The 18,663-nt window shown below is 49.1% G+C and carries 14 protein-coding genes; 12 read left to right on the top strand and 2 right to left on the bottom strand.

Features of this window, described 5'->3' with window-relative positions; translation table 11 throughout:
* Nucleotides 1-138: 138 nt before the first annotated feature.
* The 11 genes from EJQ19_RS17640 (at nucleotide 139) to yajC (ending at nucleotide 15,855) form a co-directional block, all read left to right on the top strand.
* Nucleotides 139-1,875 (top strand): sensor histidine kinase, encoded by a 1,737-nt coding sequence (locus tag EJQ19_RS17640; RefSeq protein WP_164716598.1) that lies wholly within the window; start codon nucleotides 139-141, stop codon nucleotides 1,873-1,875.
* A 7-nt stretch (nucleotides 1,876-1,882) separates the two neighbouring features.
* Nucleotides 1,883-3,388 carry a response regulator transcription factor gene (locus EJQ19_RS31875; RefSeq protein ID WP_164716599.1) on the top strand — a complete coding sequence of 502 codons (1,506 nt, stop codon included), beginning with the start codon at nucleotides 1,883-1,885 and terminating at the stop codon, nucleotides 3,386-3,388.
* 213 nt (nucleotides 3,389-3,601) lie between these two features.
* Nucleotides 3,602-5,140 (top strand): extracellular solute-binding protein, encoded by a 1,539-nt coding sequence (locus EJQ19_RS17650; RefSeq protein ID WP_126142556.1) that lies wholly within the window; start codon nucleotides 3,602-3,604, stop codon nucleotides 5,138-5,140.
* A gap of 178 nt (nucleotides 5,141-5,318) precedes the next feature.
* Entirely contained in the window at nucleotides 5,319-6,179 is an 861-nt protein-coding gene (locus EJQ19_RS17655) for an ABC transporter permease (RefSeq protein WP_241242973.1), read from the top strand.
* Nucleotides 6,173-7,033: a carbohydrate ABC transporter permease gene (locus EJQ19_RS17660; protein WP_126142558.1), complete on the top strand. Its 861-nt coding sequence runs from the start codon at nucleotides 6,173-6,175 to the stop codon at nucleotides 7,031-7,033. The genes EJQ19_RS17655 and EJQ19_RS17660 overlap by 7 nt, the downstream gene beginning before the upstream one ends.
* 15 nt (nucleotides 7,034-7,048) lie before the next feature.
* Nucleotides 7,049-8,857 (top strand): FAD-dependent oxidoreductase, encoded by a 1,809-nt coding sequence (locus EJQ19_RS17665; RefSeq protein ID WP_126142559.1) that lies wholly within the window; start codon nucleotides 7,049-7,051, stop codon nucleotides 8,855-8,857.
* 14 nt (nucleotides 8,858-8,871) lie between these two features.
* On the top strand, nucleotides 8,872-10,950 hold the full coding sequence (locus tag EJQ19_RS17670) for a beta-galactosidase (RefSeq protein ID WP_126142560.1): 2,079 nt from the start codon (nucleotides 8,872-8,874) through the stop codon (nucleotides 10,948-10,950).
* A 131-nt stretch (nucleotides 10,951-11,081) separates the two neighbouring features.
* The gene (locus EJQ19_RS17675; protein ID WP_126142561.1) at nucleotides 11,082-13,280 is read left to right on the top strand and encodes a SpoIID/LytB domain-containing protein; all 2,199 of its coding nucleotides are present in this window, start codon (nucleotides 11,082-11,084) and stop codon (nucleotides 13,278-13,280) included.
* 8 nt (nucleotides 13,281-13,288) lie between these two features.
* Nucleotides 13,289-14,362 carry a tRNA preQ1(34) S-adenosylmethionine ribosyltransferase-isomerase QueA gene (gene queA, locus EJQ19_RS17680; protein WP_126142562.1) on the top strand — a complete coding sequence of 358 codons (1,074 nt, stop codon included), beginning with the start codon at nucleotides 13,289-13,291 and terminating at the stop codon, nucleotides 14,360-14,362.
* A 23-nt stretch (nucleotides 14,363-14,385) separates the two neighbouring features.
* Nucleotides 14,386-15,525: a tRNA guanosine(34) transglycosylase Tgt gene (gene tgt / locus EJQ19_RS17685; protein WP_126142563.1), complete on the top strand. Its 1,140-nt coding sequence runs from the start codon at nucleotides 14,386-14,388 to the stop codon at nucleotides 15,523-15,525.
* A 15-nt stretch (nucleotides 15,526-15,540) separates the two neighbouring features.
* Nucleotides 15,541-15,855: a preprotein translocase subunit YajC gene (gene yajC / locus EJQ19_RS17690; RefSeq protein WP_126142564.1), complete on the top strand. Its 315-nt coding sequence runs from the start codon at nucleotides 15,541-15,543 to the stop codon at nucleotides 15,853-15,855.
* Nucleotides 15,856-15,896: 41 nt separating this feature from the next.
* On the opposite strand, the gene EJQ19_RS17695 is transcribed toward yajC, so the two are convergent.
* The gene (locus EJQ19_RS17695) at nucleotides 15,897-16,733 is read right to left on the bottom strand and encodes a phosphatase PAP2 family protein (protein WP_126142565.1); all 837 of its coding nucleotides are present in this window, start codon (nucleotides 16,731-16,733) and stop codon (nucleotides 15,897-15,899) included.
* Nucleotides 16,734-16,835: 102 nt separating this feature from the next.
* On the bottom strand, nucleotides 16,836-17,225 hold the full coding sequence (locus EJQ19_RS17700; protein ID WP_126142566.1) for a TIGR04086 family membrane protein: 390 nt from the start codon (nucleotides 17,223-17,225) through the stop codon (nucleotides 16,836-16,838).
* Nucleotides 17,226-17,319: 94 nt separating this feature from the next.
* On the opposite strand from EJQ19_RS17700, the gene EJQ19_RS17705 reads away from it, so the two are divergent.
* The gene (locus EJQ19_RS17705) at nucleotides 17,320-18,651 is read left to right on the top strand and encodes an ArsB/NhaD family transporter (RefSeq protein ID WP_126142567.1); all 1,332 of its coding nucleotides are present in this window, start codon (nucleotides 17,320-17,322) and stop codon (nucleotides 18,649-18,651) included.
* Nucleotides 18,652-18,663 lie beyond the last annotated feature (12 nt).

Raw genomic sequence — 18,663 nt, forward strand, 5'->3', positions numbered from 1 at the left:
AGGGGAATAAGTTAATCATCTGACATTGTTACATTTGTATCATTTATTATGAAATATGTTCCTTATCTATTCAAAGGCATAGATGGTACTATGAAGCTAGATTATGCTAGTAATTGCCTTAGCCAAGGAGGGTGCGAAATGAAGGGATGGGTATCGGCTTGGTATCCGCAGAAAATCAAATACCGTTTCTTCGTTTCATTTTTATTCTTTATTTTGTTGCCTGCCGCAACCTTCGTCATGTATTACTTCAGGGAGCTTGAAACGACTCTGAAAGATAAGATAAACGCCCAAAGCGCAGCACAGTTGGGCTATGTAAAAGAAAGTATGGAAAATGTCCGAGTCTCGCTTTTTAGAGAGTCTTTGGTATTAAGCAATGATAAAGCACTTCTAGCGGTACTCCGGGATGATTCAAAGGACCCGGATTCACGTCGGTTATTTGTAATGGATAAGTTGCAGGAAGATCGGTTACTTGAGGGGAGGCCCCCTTTACCCACCAATTTGTATTATTCACTGATCGATTATCGTCATCAGGAAGTCAATTCTACGTTTGGAAGCAATATCAGTTATTACGATCTTACAAGCGAAGATTGGTGGAAAAATTCAGAAGGATTAGGAAAGCAGTATGATCAAGTATCAAGAAAAAATCTAAGGGATATGTATACGCTGTCGGTTAATATGATTGGACCGGATGGCAGCATGGATGGTCAAATATTGATTAGTTTTGACTATATAGAGTGGCTAAAAGCCATGTACCGTTTTTTTACAATCAGACAGGATTATTTCATCATGGATCAAACGGGCAACATGATTACCAAGACTAGTCCTGATGAAACTATTTCTATCCCGTCTGTTGAAGTTGTTCGGAGGCAAACGGCAACGGGCAGTTTTTGGACGAATGGTCAGGAACAGATGAGCGCAGTCTATTTGCCTTCCTATCAGTGGTATGTGATTAACAGTTTTCCACTTCATACGTTTTTCGGGGACATCAATCAAGTCAAACAGAGATTGGTGATCATTCTCACGATCTTTATCTTTTTATTCATTGTCATCACTTTTATTATCTCCCATCGAATTACACGTCCGTTGCAGCTTCTTCAGCATCATATGTCAATCGTTGTGAGAAATGAGTTCAGGTCGTCTTTGCCCGAAAAGCTGGGTACAGGCGAGGTTCGTGAATTGGGGACAACGTTCAATCGAATGATTAGCGATATCCGCAGTTTGATACAAAAGTTAAAGGTGGAGGAAAGGGAGAAGGAAGCATCACGGTTCCAAATGTTGCTTGCACAGATGAATCCTCATTTTCTTTTAAACACGTTAAATGCCATTAAATGGACGGCATTGGGACGTAAGGATGCCGAGATTGCGGAGATTTGTGTTTGTCTGGGGGAGCTATTGGAATCCAGCTTGAATGAACAGAAAGATTTGATCCATCTAGACGAGGAATTAACACTAGTGAAAGCGTATGTTCGCATTCAGAATTTCAGATTTGACGGTTATGTCCACGTTCGATACGAATTTGACGAATCGCTCCGTTACGCGCTTGTCCCAAAACTGAGTCTGCAGCCGCTGGTCGAGAATTCTTTCTTTCACGGGTTCAATCAGATGCAGAAAGATGGAAGCATAACGATTAGGGTGGTAAAAGAGCATAATTCTCTGATTATGGAAGTGAAGGACAATGGAATTGGCATGGAGGCTTCCGCCAATCATCAACCACTAAGGAAAAGCAAAGGGATCGGAATCAACAATTTGCGGGAACGGTTGCAGCTGCTTTTTAAATCCGATGGACAACTCGAGGCGGTTTCGAGCGGTCAGGGAACGCTAATCCGTTTGAAATTCCCGCTGCTTCTATCGGAACCATACGGGAAGGGCGGATGATGAATTCGTGTGGAAGGTGCTATTAGTTGAAGATGAAACGCGAGTCAGACGATTAATTAAAGAAATTATAGATTGGGAGAAGTTAGGGTTCGTTATCATTGGCGAGGCTGCTAACGGGATCGAAGCACTGAAGGTGATTCAAGAGGAGTCTCCGCATTTCATATTGTGCGATATTTTGATGCCACTCATGGATGGAATTGAACTTCTCCGGAAGTCACGTGAGCAAGGGTTTGAAGGCCCATTTGTCATGCTGACCTGTATGAACGAATTCGAATTGGCCAGACAAGCAATTGAGTATGGTGCGACGAGCTATATGTTAAAGCTCTCCTTGAATGTGGATACGATACGGGAAATGCTGGATAAAGTAAGCCGGGAATTAAGTAAGGCAGCTATCCCTGCGCGTCAACTGTCTTATCGTGATTTCGAATTATTGTATCGGTTTACATGGCGGCAGATCCACGGTATGGATGACGAAGAGTCGGAGAGAAAAGATCTGCTGGATCGTATCCTCGCAAGCGGTTTCACACATGTAGATCTCTGTGTAGTATTGCATGGCACAAGTGGGATCGATGAAGAGGAGCTGGTTCGCTCTGGGCTGATTCATTCCAAGGAAGCAGCAGTCATTCATAAATTCAGAATGCATGGCTGCACAACTTTTTTTTCATGGGTTCCACGTAACGTGCATTCGGTTGCACATGGTTTAGCCGAAGACAACGCAATAGGATATCCAGCCGTATGTGCCTATTCTGTAGCTTTGTCCGAACTGGAATATACATGGAAAAATATGATTAGAAAAATTGAGGAATCTTGGTATGCATGTAGCAGAAGCAGGATAGCCTATCCAGCAACAGACTTCACCATCCAACAACCTGCGCTATCCTCACAAACGCTTTGGAACATGGAAAGAGAAATATTACAAACGTTTGAGCGTCGGGATAAAATAAGCTGCATTCGCCAGTTGAGTATGATGTTTGAGGAAATGAAAAAGAATCATACAAGCATGACTGTTGTTATGGAAATGGCGGAACGATTGGATAATCGGTTTGGGGCAATTTCCGGCCATGGAAAAGCCCAAATCGATCATTGGTTGTCCGCGGCAAACCATGAGGAGCTTCGACTTGTTCTGGAGAAGAGGATCGATGATTGGTTAACGAAATGGATAAAGTCAACCATCTTGCCATCGGGCCATCCTGAGATCAACAGGATTGTGGATTATATCCAAAACCATTACGATAAGGAAATCACGTTGAAATTGATGGCAGAATACGTTGCCTTGGATGAGCACTATTTGAGCGGTCTATTTAGTAAAAAGATGGGGTGTACATTAATTCATTACTTGCACAAAGTAAGGATTGATCAAGCTCGGTTTTTTTTGCTGCAGTCTACATTAACGGTCGGGGAAATTGCAGAAAGAGTAGGATTTGGAAATGTTGCATATTTCGTAAAAATTTTCAAGCGCTGGACAGAGCAGACGCCCAGTGAATTTAGAAAGTATCACATGTCGAATGGTTAAATTATCGGCCCTTTCCTGTTTGGAGGAAGGGGCTTGTTTATTCTAGCAGCTTAATTTTGTGTAAGAGGTCACTAAATCTGTTTCTTATACGCTTTCAGGTACAATGGTATGATGAAGGTGTGTTACAGAAAGGGAGAGGCATCTACTGCAGGGATTCATCTTCCTTTCTATATTTCCAAGCCTAAATTCGTTTAAGAAGAGAAGGGGATATCGATGCAAAAATATAAAAAGATTGCAGCATCTGCAACCTCGATTGCACTTATAGGTAGTCTGCTTGCAGCCTGTGGAAACGCAACGAATAACACTGGTTCATCCGCCGCTCCAGGAGCATCCGCAGAATCATCGAAGATGGTCAAGCTGAACATTATAGAAAGTGGGTCGGGTCTGCCAGCACCGGAAAAAGATTTCGTCCGGGAGAATTTGAACAAGGCATTAAATGCCGATATCAACTTGACGGCTTATGCTACTGATTATGGCAGTCAGTTGAATGTACGAATGGCAGCAGGTGATTATCCGGATTTGTTTGGCGTTGACAAGGCTTCGTTGAAGCAGTTGTCGGATCAGGGACTTTTACTCGATCTGACGCCCTATTTCGATAAAGAGCTTAAGCCAGTAAAAACCTTCATTGGAGATTCCAGCCTGAAGAAAGGTACGGTTAACGGCAAAATATTTGCAGTTGCCCAAGCGCCGCAAGCTCCTAAGGCTACTTACTGGATCCGTAAGGATTGGCTCGACAAATTGCAATTAAAGACACCTGAAACACTCGATGATTTGTTGACCGTGTCTAAAGCTTTCACGGAGAAAGATCCGGACGGTAACGGAAAGAATGATACTTATGGTTTAACAGGTTTGATGGGGGCGACAGGCCTTAGCTTGTTTTCTGCCTTCTCCCCAGTGTTCGGAGGATATGGTGTCCCCAATCCAGGTGAATTTTTCGTTAAGGACGGAAAGGTCGTCCAATCGTTATATGACCCGGGCATGAAGGATGCACTGACCTTTATTTCCAAATTTGTTGCCAGCGGCTCGGTTGATCCAGATTATATCTTGAATACAGGGACTCAGCCCAGGGACAAAGCCATCAAAGGTCAAGTGGGCATCATTTGGACAGAATGGACGAATTTAACCAATGCTCAGTACGTTGAACAAATAAAGAAAGTAAATCCGAATGCCGAATGGGTACAGCTGCCCGCGCCAAAAGGTCCGGCAGGACAGTTCTCCGGGTCAACGGATATTGGTAAAACAGCCGGATTGATGGCGATCCCGAAGTCACTCGAGAAGGACAAGACAAAGCTGCATAGAGTTTTCGACCTTTTGAATTATATCTCCACAGGTGAAGGATCGAGGCTTGTTCAATATGGTGTAGCAGGTAAACATTATAATCTGGAAAACGGCAAGGTTATCCCGACTCCACTAATGGCCTCGGAAGCCGGATATACGTACCTGTATCAATTTACCGGTCGACCTGACCTTGAATATTTGTCAACCAAGTTTGCAACTCAATTTCCATATATCGATTTTGCGAATAAACAATCCCGTATTCAATCGCTTAACGGATTCCTAAACTATCCGGACGGTTACAGTGATTCCGATGCAGGCCGTTATATTTCGGAAGAGCTCACGAAATTCATTTATGGAAAACGGCCATTGAGCCAGTACGATGATTTCCTGAAAAGTCTTGAAACGACAATGAACTACAAGACATTTCTAAATTCGGCGAATAAGCAGTTAAATGATTTAGGATATGGCAAATAAAGCAATCTGTTTTCTGCGAAGAACCGATTACTCTCTTCTCGGTTCTTCGCTTTTTTGGTAAGGAGGGAAGCTGAAGATGGATGAAGGAATTTTGAAGACAAATAGAAACCAAACGATACAAAGAATCCAAGTGAAACGATTAAGAAAAGTGGTATGGAGCTATCGAGCTTTATATTTCATGCTGCTTCCAGGAATTATTTACTACATTATTTTCAAATATATTCCTATGTATGGTGTAATTATTGCGTTCAAAGATTTTAATTTCTCGGATGGTATCCTGTTCAGTGGATGGGCGGACCCATGGTACAAATATTTCAAAATGTTTTATGATTCGCCTTACTTCACACAGGTTATGTCAAACACGTTTATTATAAGTTTCTATAAAATGGTTTTTGGAATCGTACCTCCGATCCTTTTTGCGGTCCTGCTTAACGAATGCCGGGTCCGTTGGTTTAAGTCTTTCATACAAACGTTAACCTATATGCCTCACTTTTTTTCGTGGGTGATTATTTACGGGATACTCCTTGCGTTTTTGTCCGAAAGTTCGGGCCTGGTAAACCATTGGATTAAAGATTCGGGAGGTACCCCAATCAATTTCCTTACCTCAACCGAAATGTTTCGAAGTGTGCTTGTTAGCTCTGAAATTTGGAAAGACTTGGGCTGGGGCGCAATCATTTATCTGGCTGCAATGACCGGCATTGATCCTACGCTTTACGAAGCCGCTAAGGTCGATGGGGCAGGAAGGTTTCGAATGATATGGCATATTACGTTGCCCGGGATCCGATCCGTTATCGTCATGCTTCTGATTCTGAAGCTTGGGCACATTCTGGATGCGGGATTTGATCAAATTTACATTCTATACAATATTCAGGTATACCCGGTTGCGGATATTTTGGACACATGGGTATTCCGAACGGGGTTGCAGAAATTGAACTTCAGTCTGGCTGCTGCTGCTGGTTTACTCAAATCATTTGTAGGTTTGGTACTCATCCTGCTTTCTAACAAGCTTGCAAAGCGTTGGGGGGAGAGCATATGGTAAAACACTGGAATGATAAGTTATTTGATGGAGCCGTGCTGGTTATATTGGGCTTGGCTGGCTTGGCCGCGATCATTCCGGTCATGTATGTGGTTTCTGTATCGATGACCCCAATCTCCGAAGTACTGAAAAACGGAGGATTCGTACTCATTCCGGGGAAAATTGATCTAACTGCGTACAAAGAACTGTTTACGACAACGGGAATCCCGCGATCGATGTGGGTGACTGCCTTGTTGACCGTTATAGGTACTGCTGTAAATCTGGTTCTAACGCTTCTAATGGCGTATCCGCTTAGCCGCAAGAAGTTGCCTGGCCGCAGTTTCTTTCTTTTTATGGTCGTCTTTACGATGTTGTTCAACGGAGGATTGATTCCCACTTATATTGTCGTGAAGAATATAGGATTACTCAACTCGATCTGGTCTATGATATTACCTAGTGCAATATGGACGTTCAACATTCTCATTATGAAAAGTTTCTTTGAAAACTTGCCGGAGGAATTATTCGAATCCGCTCGGATGGATGGAGCCAAGGAGATGCGTATCTTGACGCAGATTGTCGTACCTTTGTCGGTCCCATCCTTAATGACAATCGGCTTGTTTTATACCGTTGGTCATTGGAATGAATTTTTTCAAGCCATCATGTATATGACGGATAGAAACTGGTTCCCATTGCAAGTGATTGTTAGGGAAATTCTGGTTCAAACGCAGCAACCTTTAGAAAATGCTGAAAACTTGATGCCTACAGAAACTTTGCAGATGGCGTCTGTGATCATGGCATCTTTGCCAATTATTGTCCTGTACCCATTTTTACAGAAGCATTTTACTAAGGGGATGCTATTAGGAGCGATAAAAGGTTGATAAGGGGGAGTTCACATGCAATTGCATACAGACATACTTGTTGCAGGTGGAGGGATTTCTGGCGTAGTAGCTGCATTGGCAGCTGCTCGTAATGGTGCAAAGGTCATCATATGTCAGGATCGGCCTGTATTGGGGGGTAATGCTTCTTCCGAGATTCGCATGCATATCGTTGGGGCGGCAAATTCCAAGCGGAAGCAGGATTTGGAGACGGAAGCGAGAGAAGGCGGCATACTTGAAGAAATTCTGCTTGAATGTGCCATTCGCAATCCACAGCGAAGTGCATCGATGTTCGATCTCATTTTATATGAAAAGTGCAGGGCGGAACCGAACCTGACATTAATGCTCAATACAGCAGTCACTGGAGTGCGGATGGAGGGTAGCCGGATTCTGTCCGTACTGGCTGCAAGGGAAAGCACGGAGCATTATTTCGAAATCTTCGCCAGTATCTTCATGGATTGTACGGGAGATGGACGTCTCGGCAAAGAAGCGGGTGCGTTGTTCAAGACAGGCCGGGAATCCTCTAAACAATATGGGGAGTCCCATGCAGGAGAAGAAGCTGATCCGTACCGACTCGGTTCTTCACTGCTGTTTACAACCCGGAATATGGGCAAACCGATGAAGTTTATCCCACCCGCATGGGCTAAAAAGTACACAGAAGCGGATTTAAAGTTCCGCGACCACGCCACATGGGAATACGGATATTGGTGGGTGGAGTTTGGCGGTTTGCTGGATACGATTGCCGATAACGAAACAATCCGAGATGAACTGCTAGCCATTATGATGGGCGTCTGGGATCATATCAAGAACAGCGGAAACCATCCGGAGTCGGAGAATTGGGCTTTGGATTGGTTCGGCTTTGTCCCCGGTAAACGTGAGTCTCGCCGATTTATGGGCAAACATCTCCTTACGCAATCGGATCTGGAAGAAGCTGTCCATTTTGAGGATGTGATAGCGTATGGCGGGTGGCCGATGGATACGCATCCTCCGCAGGGGATCGAAGCAAAAGACCAGGATCCTTGCAGTCAGCCGGTTACCAATTATATATACGGTATCCCGCTGAGAGCCTTGATTAGCGCCAATGTGGACAATCTGATGTTTGTAGGACGGAATATATCCGCTACACATATTGCTTTTTCAAGTACCCGTGTTATGGCAACATGCGGTGTAATGGGGCAGGGGGCTGGAACGTTCGCAGCGCTTGCAATTTGCAATGGGATCGCACTGGATCAAGCATGGCGTGATCCGGAGTTGGTTCGAAATACACAGCAGTTGCTGATCAAACAGGATGCCTATTTGCCTGGCATTCAGGCGGATCCCAATCTCGCCAGCCAGACTACTGTCCGGGCATCATCTGAACAGCCGGAGGGCGTGGCTTCAAATGTCATTGACGGACATACCCGTTCCCTACATGGAGCCAGAGGAGTAAAACCGAGTCTTGCTGTCCGTGGCACTCACCGCTGGATGGCACAGCCGGAAGATCGGGAGCCTTGGATTGAGCTGGAGTGGAAAGAACCAGTATCTATCCGCGATATCACTATCGTACTTGATACGGGCATGCATCGAAGGCTGACACTGACACATGATGACAACCTTCACCAACAAAACGTATGGGGGCCGCAGCCGGAAACCATTAAGGAGTTTCGGATAAAGGCATATTTTGAGGATTCCTGCGAACAAGGCTTCCTAGTGATGCACGTCCAGGATAATTATCAGCGGCAAGTATCTTGTCAAGTTCAGTTGGACCAGGTGCGTAAGCTTCGGCTGGAGGTTCTGGCTACCAATGGATTGGATCATGCTCGAATCTTTGAAATTCGATGTCATTGAAGGAGAGATATGCAATGAGTCAACGCAAGCCACTTTTTCCGCAATTGAATCGGATGCTGCACGGTGCGGATTATAACCCCGAGCAGTGGATCCATATGCCAGAAGTCTGGGATGAAGATATGCGCCTGATGCGTCTAGCCAAGTGCAACGTCATGACCATGGGCATGTTCTCTTGGTCCAGTCTGGAACCGAAGGAAGGACAGTTCGAATTCGGATGGCTTGACGAAATCATTGATAAGCTGACTCGCAACGGCATTTCTTTCATTCTGGGTACGCCAAGCGGGGCGCGGCCGGCTTGGCTGGCCTCTAAATACCCAGAGGTGCTTCGGGTCAGACCGGAACGAGTGCGCAATTTGTATGGAACCCGGCATAACCATTGTTATACGTCGCCTGTGTATAGGGAGAAAGTCAGGATTATCAATACATTGATGGCGGAACGTTATGGCGGACATCCCGATTTGCTGCTTTGGCACATCTCCAACGAATACAATGGGGAATGCCACTGCGATTTATGCCAGGCGGCATTTCGTGAATGGTTAAAGAAGAAATACAACGATGATTTAGACCGTTTGAACCAGATGTGGTATACGACCTTTTGGAGCCACACCTATACAGACTGGAAAGAAATTGAGTCACCTTCGCCTATTGGGGAACATATGCTGCACGGCTTACAGCTGGATTGGAAACGGTTTGTCACTGATCAGAGCATTGATTTTATGCTTCAAGAGATTGCGCCTCTAAAGCGGCTTACCCCTGATATTCCCGTCACGACGAATTTCTTGGGCGGGTGCAACATCAATTATGAAAAAATGGCCGAGCAAGTGGATATTGTTTCTTGGGATAGCTATCCATATTGGCACAGCAAGGATCCCGACTGGAAGACGGCTTGCCATGCAGCGTTTACCCACGACCGGTATCGTTCGTTCAAGCCCGATAAACCTTTTCTGCTGATGGAATGCACACCGAGCTTGGCAAATTGGCAGGAGGTTGCCAAGCTTAAGCGACCCGGCATGCATGCGCTGTCCTCCATACAAGCTGTGGCTCACGGTTCTGATTCCGTGCAATACTTCCAGTGGCGTAAGAGTAGAGGAAGCTCGGAGAAGTTCCACGGCGCTGTTGTGGACCATAGCGCACACGAGCATACAAGAGTGTTTAGAGAGGTTGCGGAATTAGGTGCTGATCTGGAACGACTACAGCCTGTTAACGGTACGATTATTCGGGCGGAAACCGCACTCATTTACGATACTGAAAATAAATGGGTGGTTGAAGGAGCAGCAGGGCCGCGAAAACCGAATCTTAGCTATGATCAGGAAGTATTCCGCCATTATGAGCCATTCTGGAAGCAAGGCATTCCTGTAGACATTATATCCATGGATCGTTCACTTGAGGGCTACAAGCTCGTGATTGCTCCGATGCTGTACATGTTGAAGCAGGGGACGGCAGAACGATTTGAGACATTTGTCCGCTCAGGGGGTACGCTTGTCCTAACGTACTGGAGCGGCATTGTCGATGAGAATGATCTCTGTTTCCTGGGCGGCTTCCCAGGACCGCTTCGTAAACTAGCTGGGGTATGGTCAGAAGAACTTGATGCGCTGTATCCAGAGGATCACAATGCACTCATTATGAAGGAGAATGCATTGGAAGGCTTATCGGGATCCTATTCAGTATCTTTGATGTGCGATCTGATTCATGTCGAGACGGCGAAAGTTCTTGCAGAATACCAAGAAGATTTCTATCAAGGGTATCCCGCATTGACCCTAAACCGATTTATAGATGGAGAAGTTTACTATATAGCGGCGCGAACCGAGCCATCTTTTCTGGAAGATTTTTATCTCGTATTGGCAGATCGTTACCGGTTAGGCCGTGCACTGCATGCAGATTGGGCGGAAGGCGTCAATGCGCAGGTTCGTACAGATGGCGACCGAGCCTACATCTTTCTTCATAATTTCACGAATAAAGAACAGAACATCCTACTCAAGGAGAGTGTCACCGATCTGGATGGAACTCCCGTCGATCAACATTTGATTCTTCCGGCTTACGGATACCGTGTGTTTATAAGAGACGGAAATGATGGTAGCAATGCCAATGCATAAATTTACTAAAATTTACCAATCAAACTAAGTCCTAATTTTGGGCTTAGTTTTTTTGTTGAAACCAAAACTTCTGACTGTTGCTAGAGTCTAAGTTATTACAGACCTTAACGACAGAAAGGAACGTTACTTGCATGAAATGGAATGGAATCAAGCTTGCTGGGGGAGCCAAGAGCGTCCCTCTGCTTACCGCCGCTGCGTTGGCGCTTGGGATCAGCGGCGTGTTCAGTCCGTCCGCAGGGGCAGCCACGGCGGACGATGTTCGTGTTGCCCTGGTGATCAACTCTAGCAAATATAAAAAGATAGAGCCGGTCGTGACCCTCACCTCGTCGGGAGGGTTTCAGATCAGTGTCGGCAGCGGCGACAAAGCGCCGCTGCCTTGGAAAAGCGAAGCCGCCGGCACGATCCGTGTCTCCCTCGACGGCTACAGCGCGTTGATGCTGGAGACCGCCGATTTCGCGGCGGCGAAGGCCTTGTACACGAAGCTGGCGGCGTTGCCGGAAGATAGCTTCGTGCTGGCCAGAACGAAGCTCGGGAAGCCGAGCTTCCAAGTGTACTACGGCAGCGTAGCGACGCAAGCTGCCGCTGAAGCCGCGGCTGCTGCGGCGATGAAGGACGCTGGCGTCGCCGCGCTCCTTAAATCGGCGCAGCCGCAATTCACCGGGCCGCTGCATCTTGCAGCCGGCACGTATGCATCGGAGGCCGCTGCGCAGGCGCAAGCGGCCGTCTACACGGGGGCCGGCGTCGATGCGGACGCCGTGCTCGTGCAGGACGCGGCGGGCAAAGCCGCGTTCCAGGTGTGGGTCGGCGGCGAGGCGACAGCCGCCGCCTTGGAAACCGTGAAGCAGGCCGCCTTGAAGGCCGTGCCGAACATCCCGCTGCAGGCGGTAGGCGCCGCTGCAGCTCCATACCTGATCCAGCGCGCGGACGTCTCAGGCGCGAGCAGCGCCGCTGCGGCAGTACCGCACTATGTCGCGTCGGCAGGCGCGCAGAAGACGCTGGTGACCGCCGGTACGCAGACCATCACCGTCAAAGAACGGGAGAACCGCAGCTATCGCGGCGGTATGGAAATTTCCTCGTACCAAGGGCGGTTAGCCCTCGTGAACGAGCTGCCGATGGATCAGTATTTGTACAGCGTGGTCGGTTCCGAGTTGAACTCGGAGTGGCCGCTTGAAGCGTTGAAGGCGCAGGCGGTCGCCGCCCGTACGTTTGCTCTGAAGCAGGCCAATAAATATGAGATTGCGCAGGTCACGGATACGACGCTGGACCAGGCGTATTACGGCACGGCCAAAGAATTTGCCGCTGGCCGCCAGGCGGTCGATGCAACGACACATGAGGTATTGAAGGACAGGAGCGGGCTCATTTCACCCGTGTTCTCGTCGAATGCCGGGGGCAAGACGGCGGACCCTTCCGAAGTGTGGGGCAATCCTGCCGCCTATTTGCAAAGCGTTGCAAGCCCTGATGAAGGTGCCGAGAAAGGCAAGGCGGTCTGGTACCGGATACGGCTTACAAGCGGCGTCGAAGGTTACGTCCATAGCATGTATTTGAAGGACAGCGGAACGAAAGACAGCAAAGGCGCACCGATCTATACGTCGACAGAGCAGGATGTGAATGTGAGATCGGCGCCGTACGTGGACAATTCCGGCAACCCGGCGATTGCACAGCTTGCGTTGAAAGAGAAAGTCGTCGTCATCGGACAGGCGAAGGAGTCCAATGCTTTCTCCTGGATTCGCGGACCGTTTACGCCGGAGGATATCAAGCGCATGCTTGCCGCAGGCGGCGTAACCGTAAACGGCACGGTGACCTCGCTGCAAGTGACGAAGCGCGGCCCGTCCGGGCGCGCGACCGAGCTGGCAGTGAACGGGACTCCCGTGAAAGTGGCGTACCCGGATGCGTTTCGCTCGCTGCTCGGCGGTTTGCCGAGCACGCTGTTTGAAATTGAGCAACCGGGCAGTTATACTGGTGGTACCGGTACTACCACTTCGAGTGCGGTCACGCTTGCAACGTCAGCCGGTCAAGTGACAAGCGCATCCGCATCAGCGGACCTCTACGTGCTGTCCGCCGGGCAGCAAGCACCAACAGCACAGAAGGCGACGAGTCTTACGGCTTTAACCGCAGCAGGCGCTTCACAACTATCCTCAACGGGCAGTACGATCGCGCCGCCTCCAGCTTCCACAGGGGCAGCAGGACTCACCTTTACGTTTCGAGGAAACGGCTTCGGCCACGGTCTCGGGATGTCGCAGTGGGGGGCGAAGGGCTTTGCCGAGCAAGGCTACGATTACAAAAAAATACTTCAGACGTATTACACCGGCGTCAACATAACGAAGGAATGAACTTATCGATGGATGTACAAGCATTTGATTTTGAACTGCCAGAAGCGTTGATCGCGCAGACGCCGCTCCAGAACCGGACGGCGTCCCGCCTGCTGACGCTAAATAAAGCCACAGGTGAAACGGCCCACCGCTCCTTTGAAAATCTGATCGATTACCTCGAAGCCGGGGACTTACTCGTGATGAACGATACACGGGTCATTCCAGCACGGCTTTTTGGTACGAAAAAAGAGACCGGCGCCAAGGTCGAACTGCTGCTGCTCAAGCAGCTCGGCGAAGACCGCTGGGAGGCGCTTGTGAAGCCCGGCAAACGCATGCAGCTCGGCGCCGTCGCCGAGTTCGGCAAGGATGACGCCGGACAGCCGCTGCTCACTGCCGAAGTCGTTGAAGTCGGCGACATGGGCGCCCGGGTGCTGCAATTCAGCTACACGGGCATTTTCAACGAAATCCTGGACCGGCTCGGCGAAATGCCCTTGCCTCCTTATATTAAGGAGCAATTGCCGGAAAAAGAGCGATACCAGACCGTCTACGCCAAGCATGAAGGCTCGGCGGCGGCTCCGACCGCGGGGCTGCATTTTACGCAGGAATATTTGGATCGCATTCAAGCCAAAGGCGTCCGCCTCGCTTTTGTCACCTTGCATGTGGGCTTAGGAACGTTTCGCCCTGTCTCCGTCGACAAGATCGAGGATCATCAGATGCATGCGGAATACTACATTTTGTCGCAAGAAACGGCCGACCTGATTAATGAAACGAAACGGAGCGGCAAACGTATTATTGCCGTGGGGACGACGTCGTGCCGGACGTTGGAAACGGCGGCAGGAATTAGCCGCGAGCAGGGCGGGGGCAAGAACGGAGAACCGCTTGCGATTCAACCTTCGCAGGGCTGGACGTCGATTTTTATTTATCCGGGGTACGATTTCGGGATTGTGGATGCGCTTTTGACCAATTTTCACCTGCCGAAGTCCACGCTGTTAATGTTGATCAGCGCCCTGGCTGGGCAAGATTACATTATGCGTGCTTATGAAGAAGCCGTGCGCGAGCAGTACCGCTTTTTCAGCTTTGGCGACGCTATGTTGATTTATTAAGAACAGAAAGTGAAGTGTACGTAATGACAGCAGCAGTAACCTACGAACCTATCAAAACCTGCAAGCAATCCGGCGCGCGCCTAGGCCGTGTGCATACGCCGCATGGCGTGATTGAGACGCCGGCCTTCATGCCCGTCGGGACGCAAGCAACCGTGAAAACGATGAGCCCGGAAGAATTGAAAACGATGGATGCGCAGATTATTCTCAGCAACACGTACCATCTGTTTATCCGTCCGGGGCATGACATCGTGAAGCAGGCAGGGGGCCTCCACAAGTTCATGAACTGGGACCGCCCGATTCTGACCGACAGCGGCGGTTTTCAGGTGTTCAGCTTAAGCAACATGCGCAAGATTACGGAAGAAGGCGTTACGTTCAAATCCCACCTGAACGGTGATAAACTGTTCATCTCCCCGGAAGTCGCGATGGAAATCCAGAATGCGTTGGGTTCTGACATCATGATGGCTTTCGACGAATGTCCGCCGTATCCAGCCGATTACGAGTATGTGAAAAAATCGCTGGAGCGCACGACGCGCTGGGCCGAGCGCTGCCTCCAAAGCCACAGCCGGCCGCAGGATCAAGCTTTGTTCGCCATCATCCAAGGGGGCATGTATGCCGACCTTCGCAAGCTGAGTGCGGAGCAGTTGACTTCCATGGATTTCCCGGGGTATGCTATTGGGGGACTGAGCGTAGGCGAGCCGAAGCACATGATGTACGAGATGCTGGAGCAGACTACGCCGCTTATGCCGGCGAACAAACCGCGCTATTTGATGGGCGTGGGCTCACCGGACGCTTTGATCGAGGGCTCGATCCGTGGCATCGACATGTTTGACTGCGTGCTCCCGACGCGTATCGCGAGAAACGGGACATGCATGACGAGCGAAGGCCGGTTGGTGATTCGCAATGCGAAGTATATGACGGATTTCGGTCCGCTTGACCCCAAATGCTCCTGCTACACCTGCCAGAACTACAGCAGAGCTTACATCCGGCATCTGATCAAAGCCGACGAGACGTTCGGCATCAGATTGACGACGGTTCATAACCTGCACTTTCTCTTACAGCTCATGCGCGATGTGCGGGAAGCGATTATGGAAGATCGCCTGCTCGATTTCCGGGACAGCTTCTTTGCATCTTACGGGCTGAATGATAATGAAAGAGGATTCTAAGAGAGGAGGATACCTATGTTTCTATTAGCGGAAGGAACTGCGGATGCGGGAGCAATCGGATACTTATATACATACGGGCCGCTCGTGCTCATGTTTGTCGTTTTATATTTCCTGCTCATCCGTCCACAGCAGAAGAGGCAAAAAACACGCAATCAAATGCTAGGGTCTTTGAAAAAAGGGGATAAGGTCGTCACGATTGGCGGACTGCATGGAACCATCATGGAAATTACGGATGACATTTGTGTGCTTCGCGTCAACGATGCCACGAAGATGACATTCGATCGTTCAGCGATCAACGCGGTTTCTCAATCGACAGCAGCGAAAGAATAAAATAAAAGCGAGAACCTCTCACAGGCTCTCGCTTTTTTGTTTCACAGCTCGTTATTGTTCATGCGCTTGAGCAGCGCCTTCTCGCCAAGGATGAGGCGGCCTTCGGCCAAGCGAAGACCCATGCGGGAGGCGACTACGCCTAGAATGACGCCGGCGCACATATCGGACAGCCAGTGGATCCCTAGATAGAAGATGGTGAAAATAATAAACGCCGCGGTAGCCGGCACGAAGATTTTCCAAAAGGTGTTCTTGCTCCGCACGGCAATGACCGCCATCGAAATGGAGATAGACGTATGCAGACTCGGGAAGCAGTTGTCCAGGCCTGATAAAGGTCTGTAATCCTGCTCGAAAGTCGGGAACGCATCCAGAATAAGCAGTTTGACGTTCGGATGAAACGACCAGACTTCATTGACCGGAAAAAACAGGTAGAACGGAATCGCAATCATGTAATTGAACATAAGTGCATAAACGACGGCATAGAAGAGCTTGTAATTTTTTTTGTACGTATAAATGGCAATGGAACCGATCATAACAGCCGGAAATACGACGACGTAAAAATAACTGCAAATATACGTGAGAATATCGTTATGAAAAAAATGCTGGATGTTCGCGACGAAGTTACCTTCGATGCTATAGATGGATTTGGTGAAATCGGCACGGTAGTGCATTTTTTTCTCAAAGGTCATTTCGAGCTTGTTAAAAAAGAGAATGGTTAATAGTGCAACAAAGTGAAACAAATATTTGCGCGAAGTGAAAATCTCCTGAACGAAGCTCCCTGCAATCGATAACGGATTTTTTCTCGTTCCAATGATTGCAAAAAGCGCGACCGTTAGTACAATATAAATTGTCGCATGCGACATGGAAGCAAAAGGGCTCATGAAGACGGTTCCCCCTAATTTTTGGAAGTTTGTGCGATATAACTTTGATATTATACCACAACTCAGGGGGAGGTAGTGCATTCTTCACGGAAACGACTTATTTTATCGCTGGGTGTTTACGCCAAGTATACCGCCAAGCGCGCCCGAAGCGAACAAAATGCCAAGCAACTGCAGCGATTGCAGGTTCAGTCCAGCGTCAAAAGCAAGAAAGCCTACTAGAAAAATGAGTATAAAATAAACGATGCCTACCATTCCCCCGTGGTACCAGCCGCGGCTTGCGCCTCTTTTGCCAGAGACCCATCCGCCGATAAACAAAGAAACCGCATGAATAATCGTAGTTAACGTGTGCAAGGAACTTTCTGGGGTGGACGTGAGAAGCAAGAACAGCGAAGTCAGCAGCGTGCCAATCGTCATCATGCAAAAAGCGTACATGAGTCCGGAGAACAGCGGTGAAGTAATTCGTACCTGGCTGACGGACTTCATAGGGTTCATAGGCATCATTCCCTTCTGAAATATCTCATTAACATCATTGTATGGCCAAGCACATAGAATTAGTACAGACTCTACCAGAGAGGTGTGAAGAAACTTGTTGACGGAATTTTCGCAAGGTCCGGTGCTGTGGCAGACTGTCGCCGCGCTTGTTATTTTCGCCGCTGCTTATTTGGCCATTCTCATAGAAAAATGGGACCGGACCTACACCGCGCTTGTCGGTGCCGTTCTGATGATCGCGCTCGGTATCGTGCCGATCCAAAAGGCGCTTTCCGGCTATGCCAATTGGCCGCTCGTGCTTTATATCGCCAGCTTGTTCATCCTGTCGGCTCTGATCGGGCAGACGGGCGTACTCGCTTACGCGGCAAGCGGCATGCTTCGCAAATTCAGACTAAGACCGATTGCGGTGCTGATCAGTGTATCTCTGCTCGCCGCGCTCGTAGCCGCTTGTTTTGACAGCCTCATCGCCGTTGCCCTTTTCGTTCCTTTCCTGCTGAAAACGTCGAAAATGATGAAAATAACACCGGTCCCTTTTATAATTTCGGTACTGATTTCCGTCCATATCGGCGGGGCCGCAACGATCATGGGCAACTTGCCGAACCGGCTGATCGCCGGTGGCGGGCGCATGACGCCAGGTCAGCTTGTCTTGCAGCTGGCGCCGCTCGTACTTCTTTTACTTGCTGTGCTGTACCTCATCATGTGGGGACTGTACCGCAACAAGCTGATCGTTGCGGAAACGTACAAGCGGGAGCTGCTGCGCCTCACACCCAGCTCCTACCTGAACGCCGACCGCAACTTCGTCGTGATCGGCACAACCGTGATCGCGCTGACGCTCATTGCGCTGATGCTGCACCGCCTGCTCGGCATGCAGCCGGCTTATGTCGCAGCGATTGGCGCTGTGCTCGCGCTCGCAGCCAACTATAAAGCCGTCGTTCAGACGGCTGTGAAGAAAGATTATCGCGCACTGTGGCACACATTTCGGGACATGCAAGTGCTCTACTTCCTGGGCTTGTTCATCATGGCAGGGGGGCTGACCTACTCCGGTATTGCAGGATTCTTCGCTTACCGCGGCCTCGAAATGAGCCAAGGCAGCGTTTCCTTCCTGTCGACGCTGCTGCTGTGGCTGACCGGCTTTGGCTCAGCGATGATGGATGAAGTGCCGTATATCACGGCGATGATGCCGATTGTCGACAGTATCCGCGAGGCCCTGGAAGCGTCCGTTCAGCCGATCTGGCTGGCGTTGATCATCGGCAGCGCGATCGGAGGCAGCGCAACGCTGATCAGCTCGGTGACGAACATGGTTGCGGCGTCGCTTTCGGAGCAGGAGGGGGGAGGGCTTACCCAGCGCGGCTATGTGGCCGTAGCGCTGCCGGTCTGCCTGATTTTAATCGGGGTTGCAACGCTTTATTTCCGATTATTCCTCGTGTAAGCTGCCAACAAT

The organism is Paenibacillus whitsoniae, from assembly GCF_003955665.1.
GTDB classification, from domain to species: domain Bacteria; phylum Bacillota; class Bacilli; order Paenibacillales; family NBRC-103111; genus Paenibacillus_E; species Paenibacillus_E whitsoniae.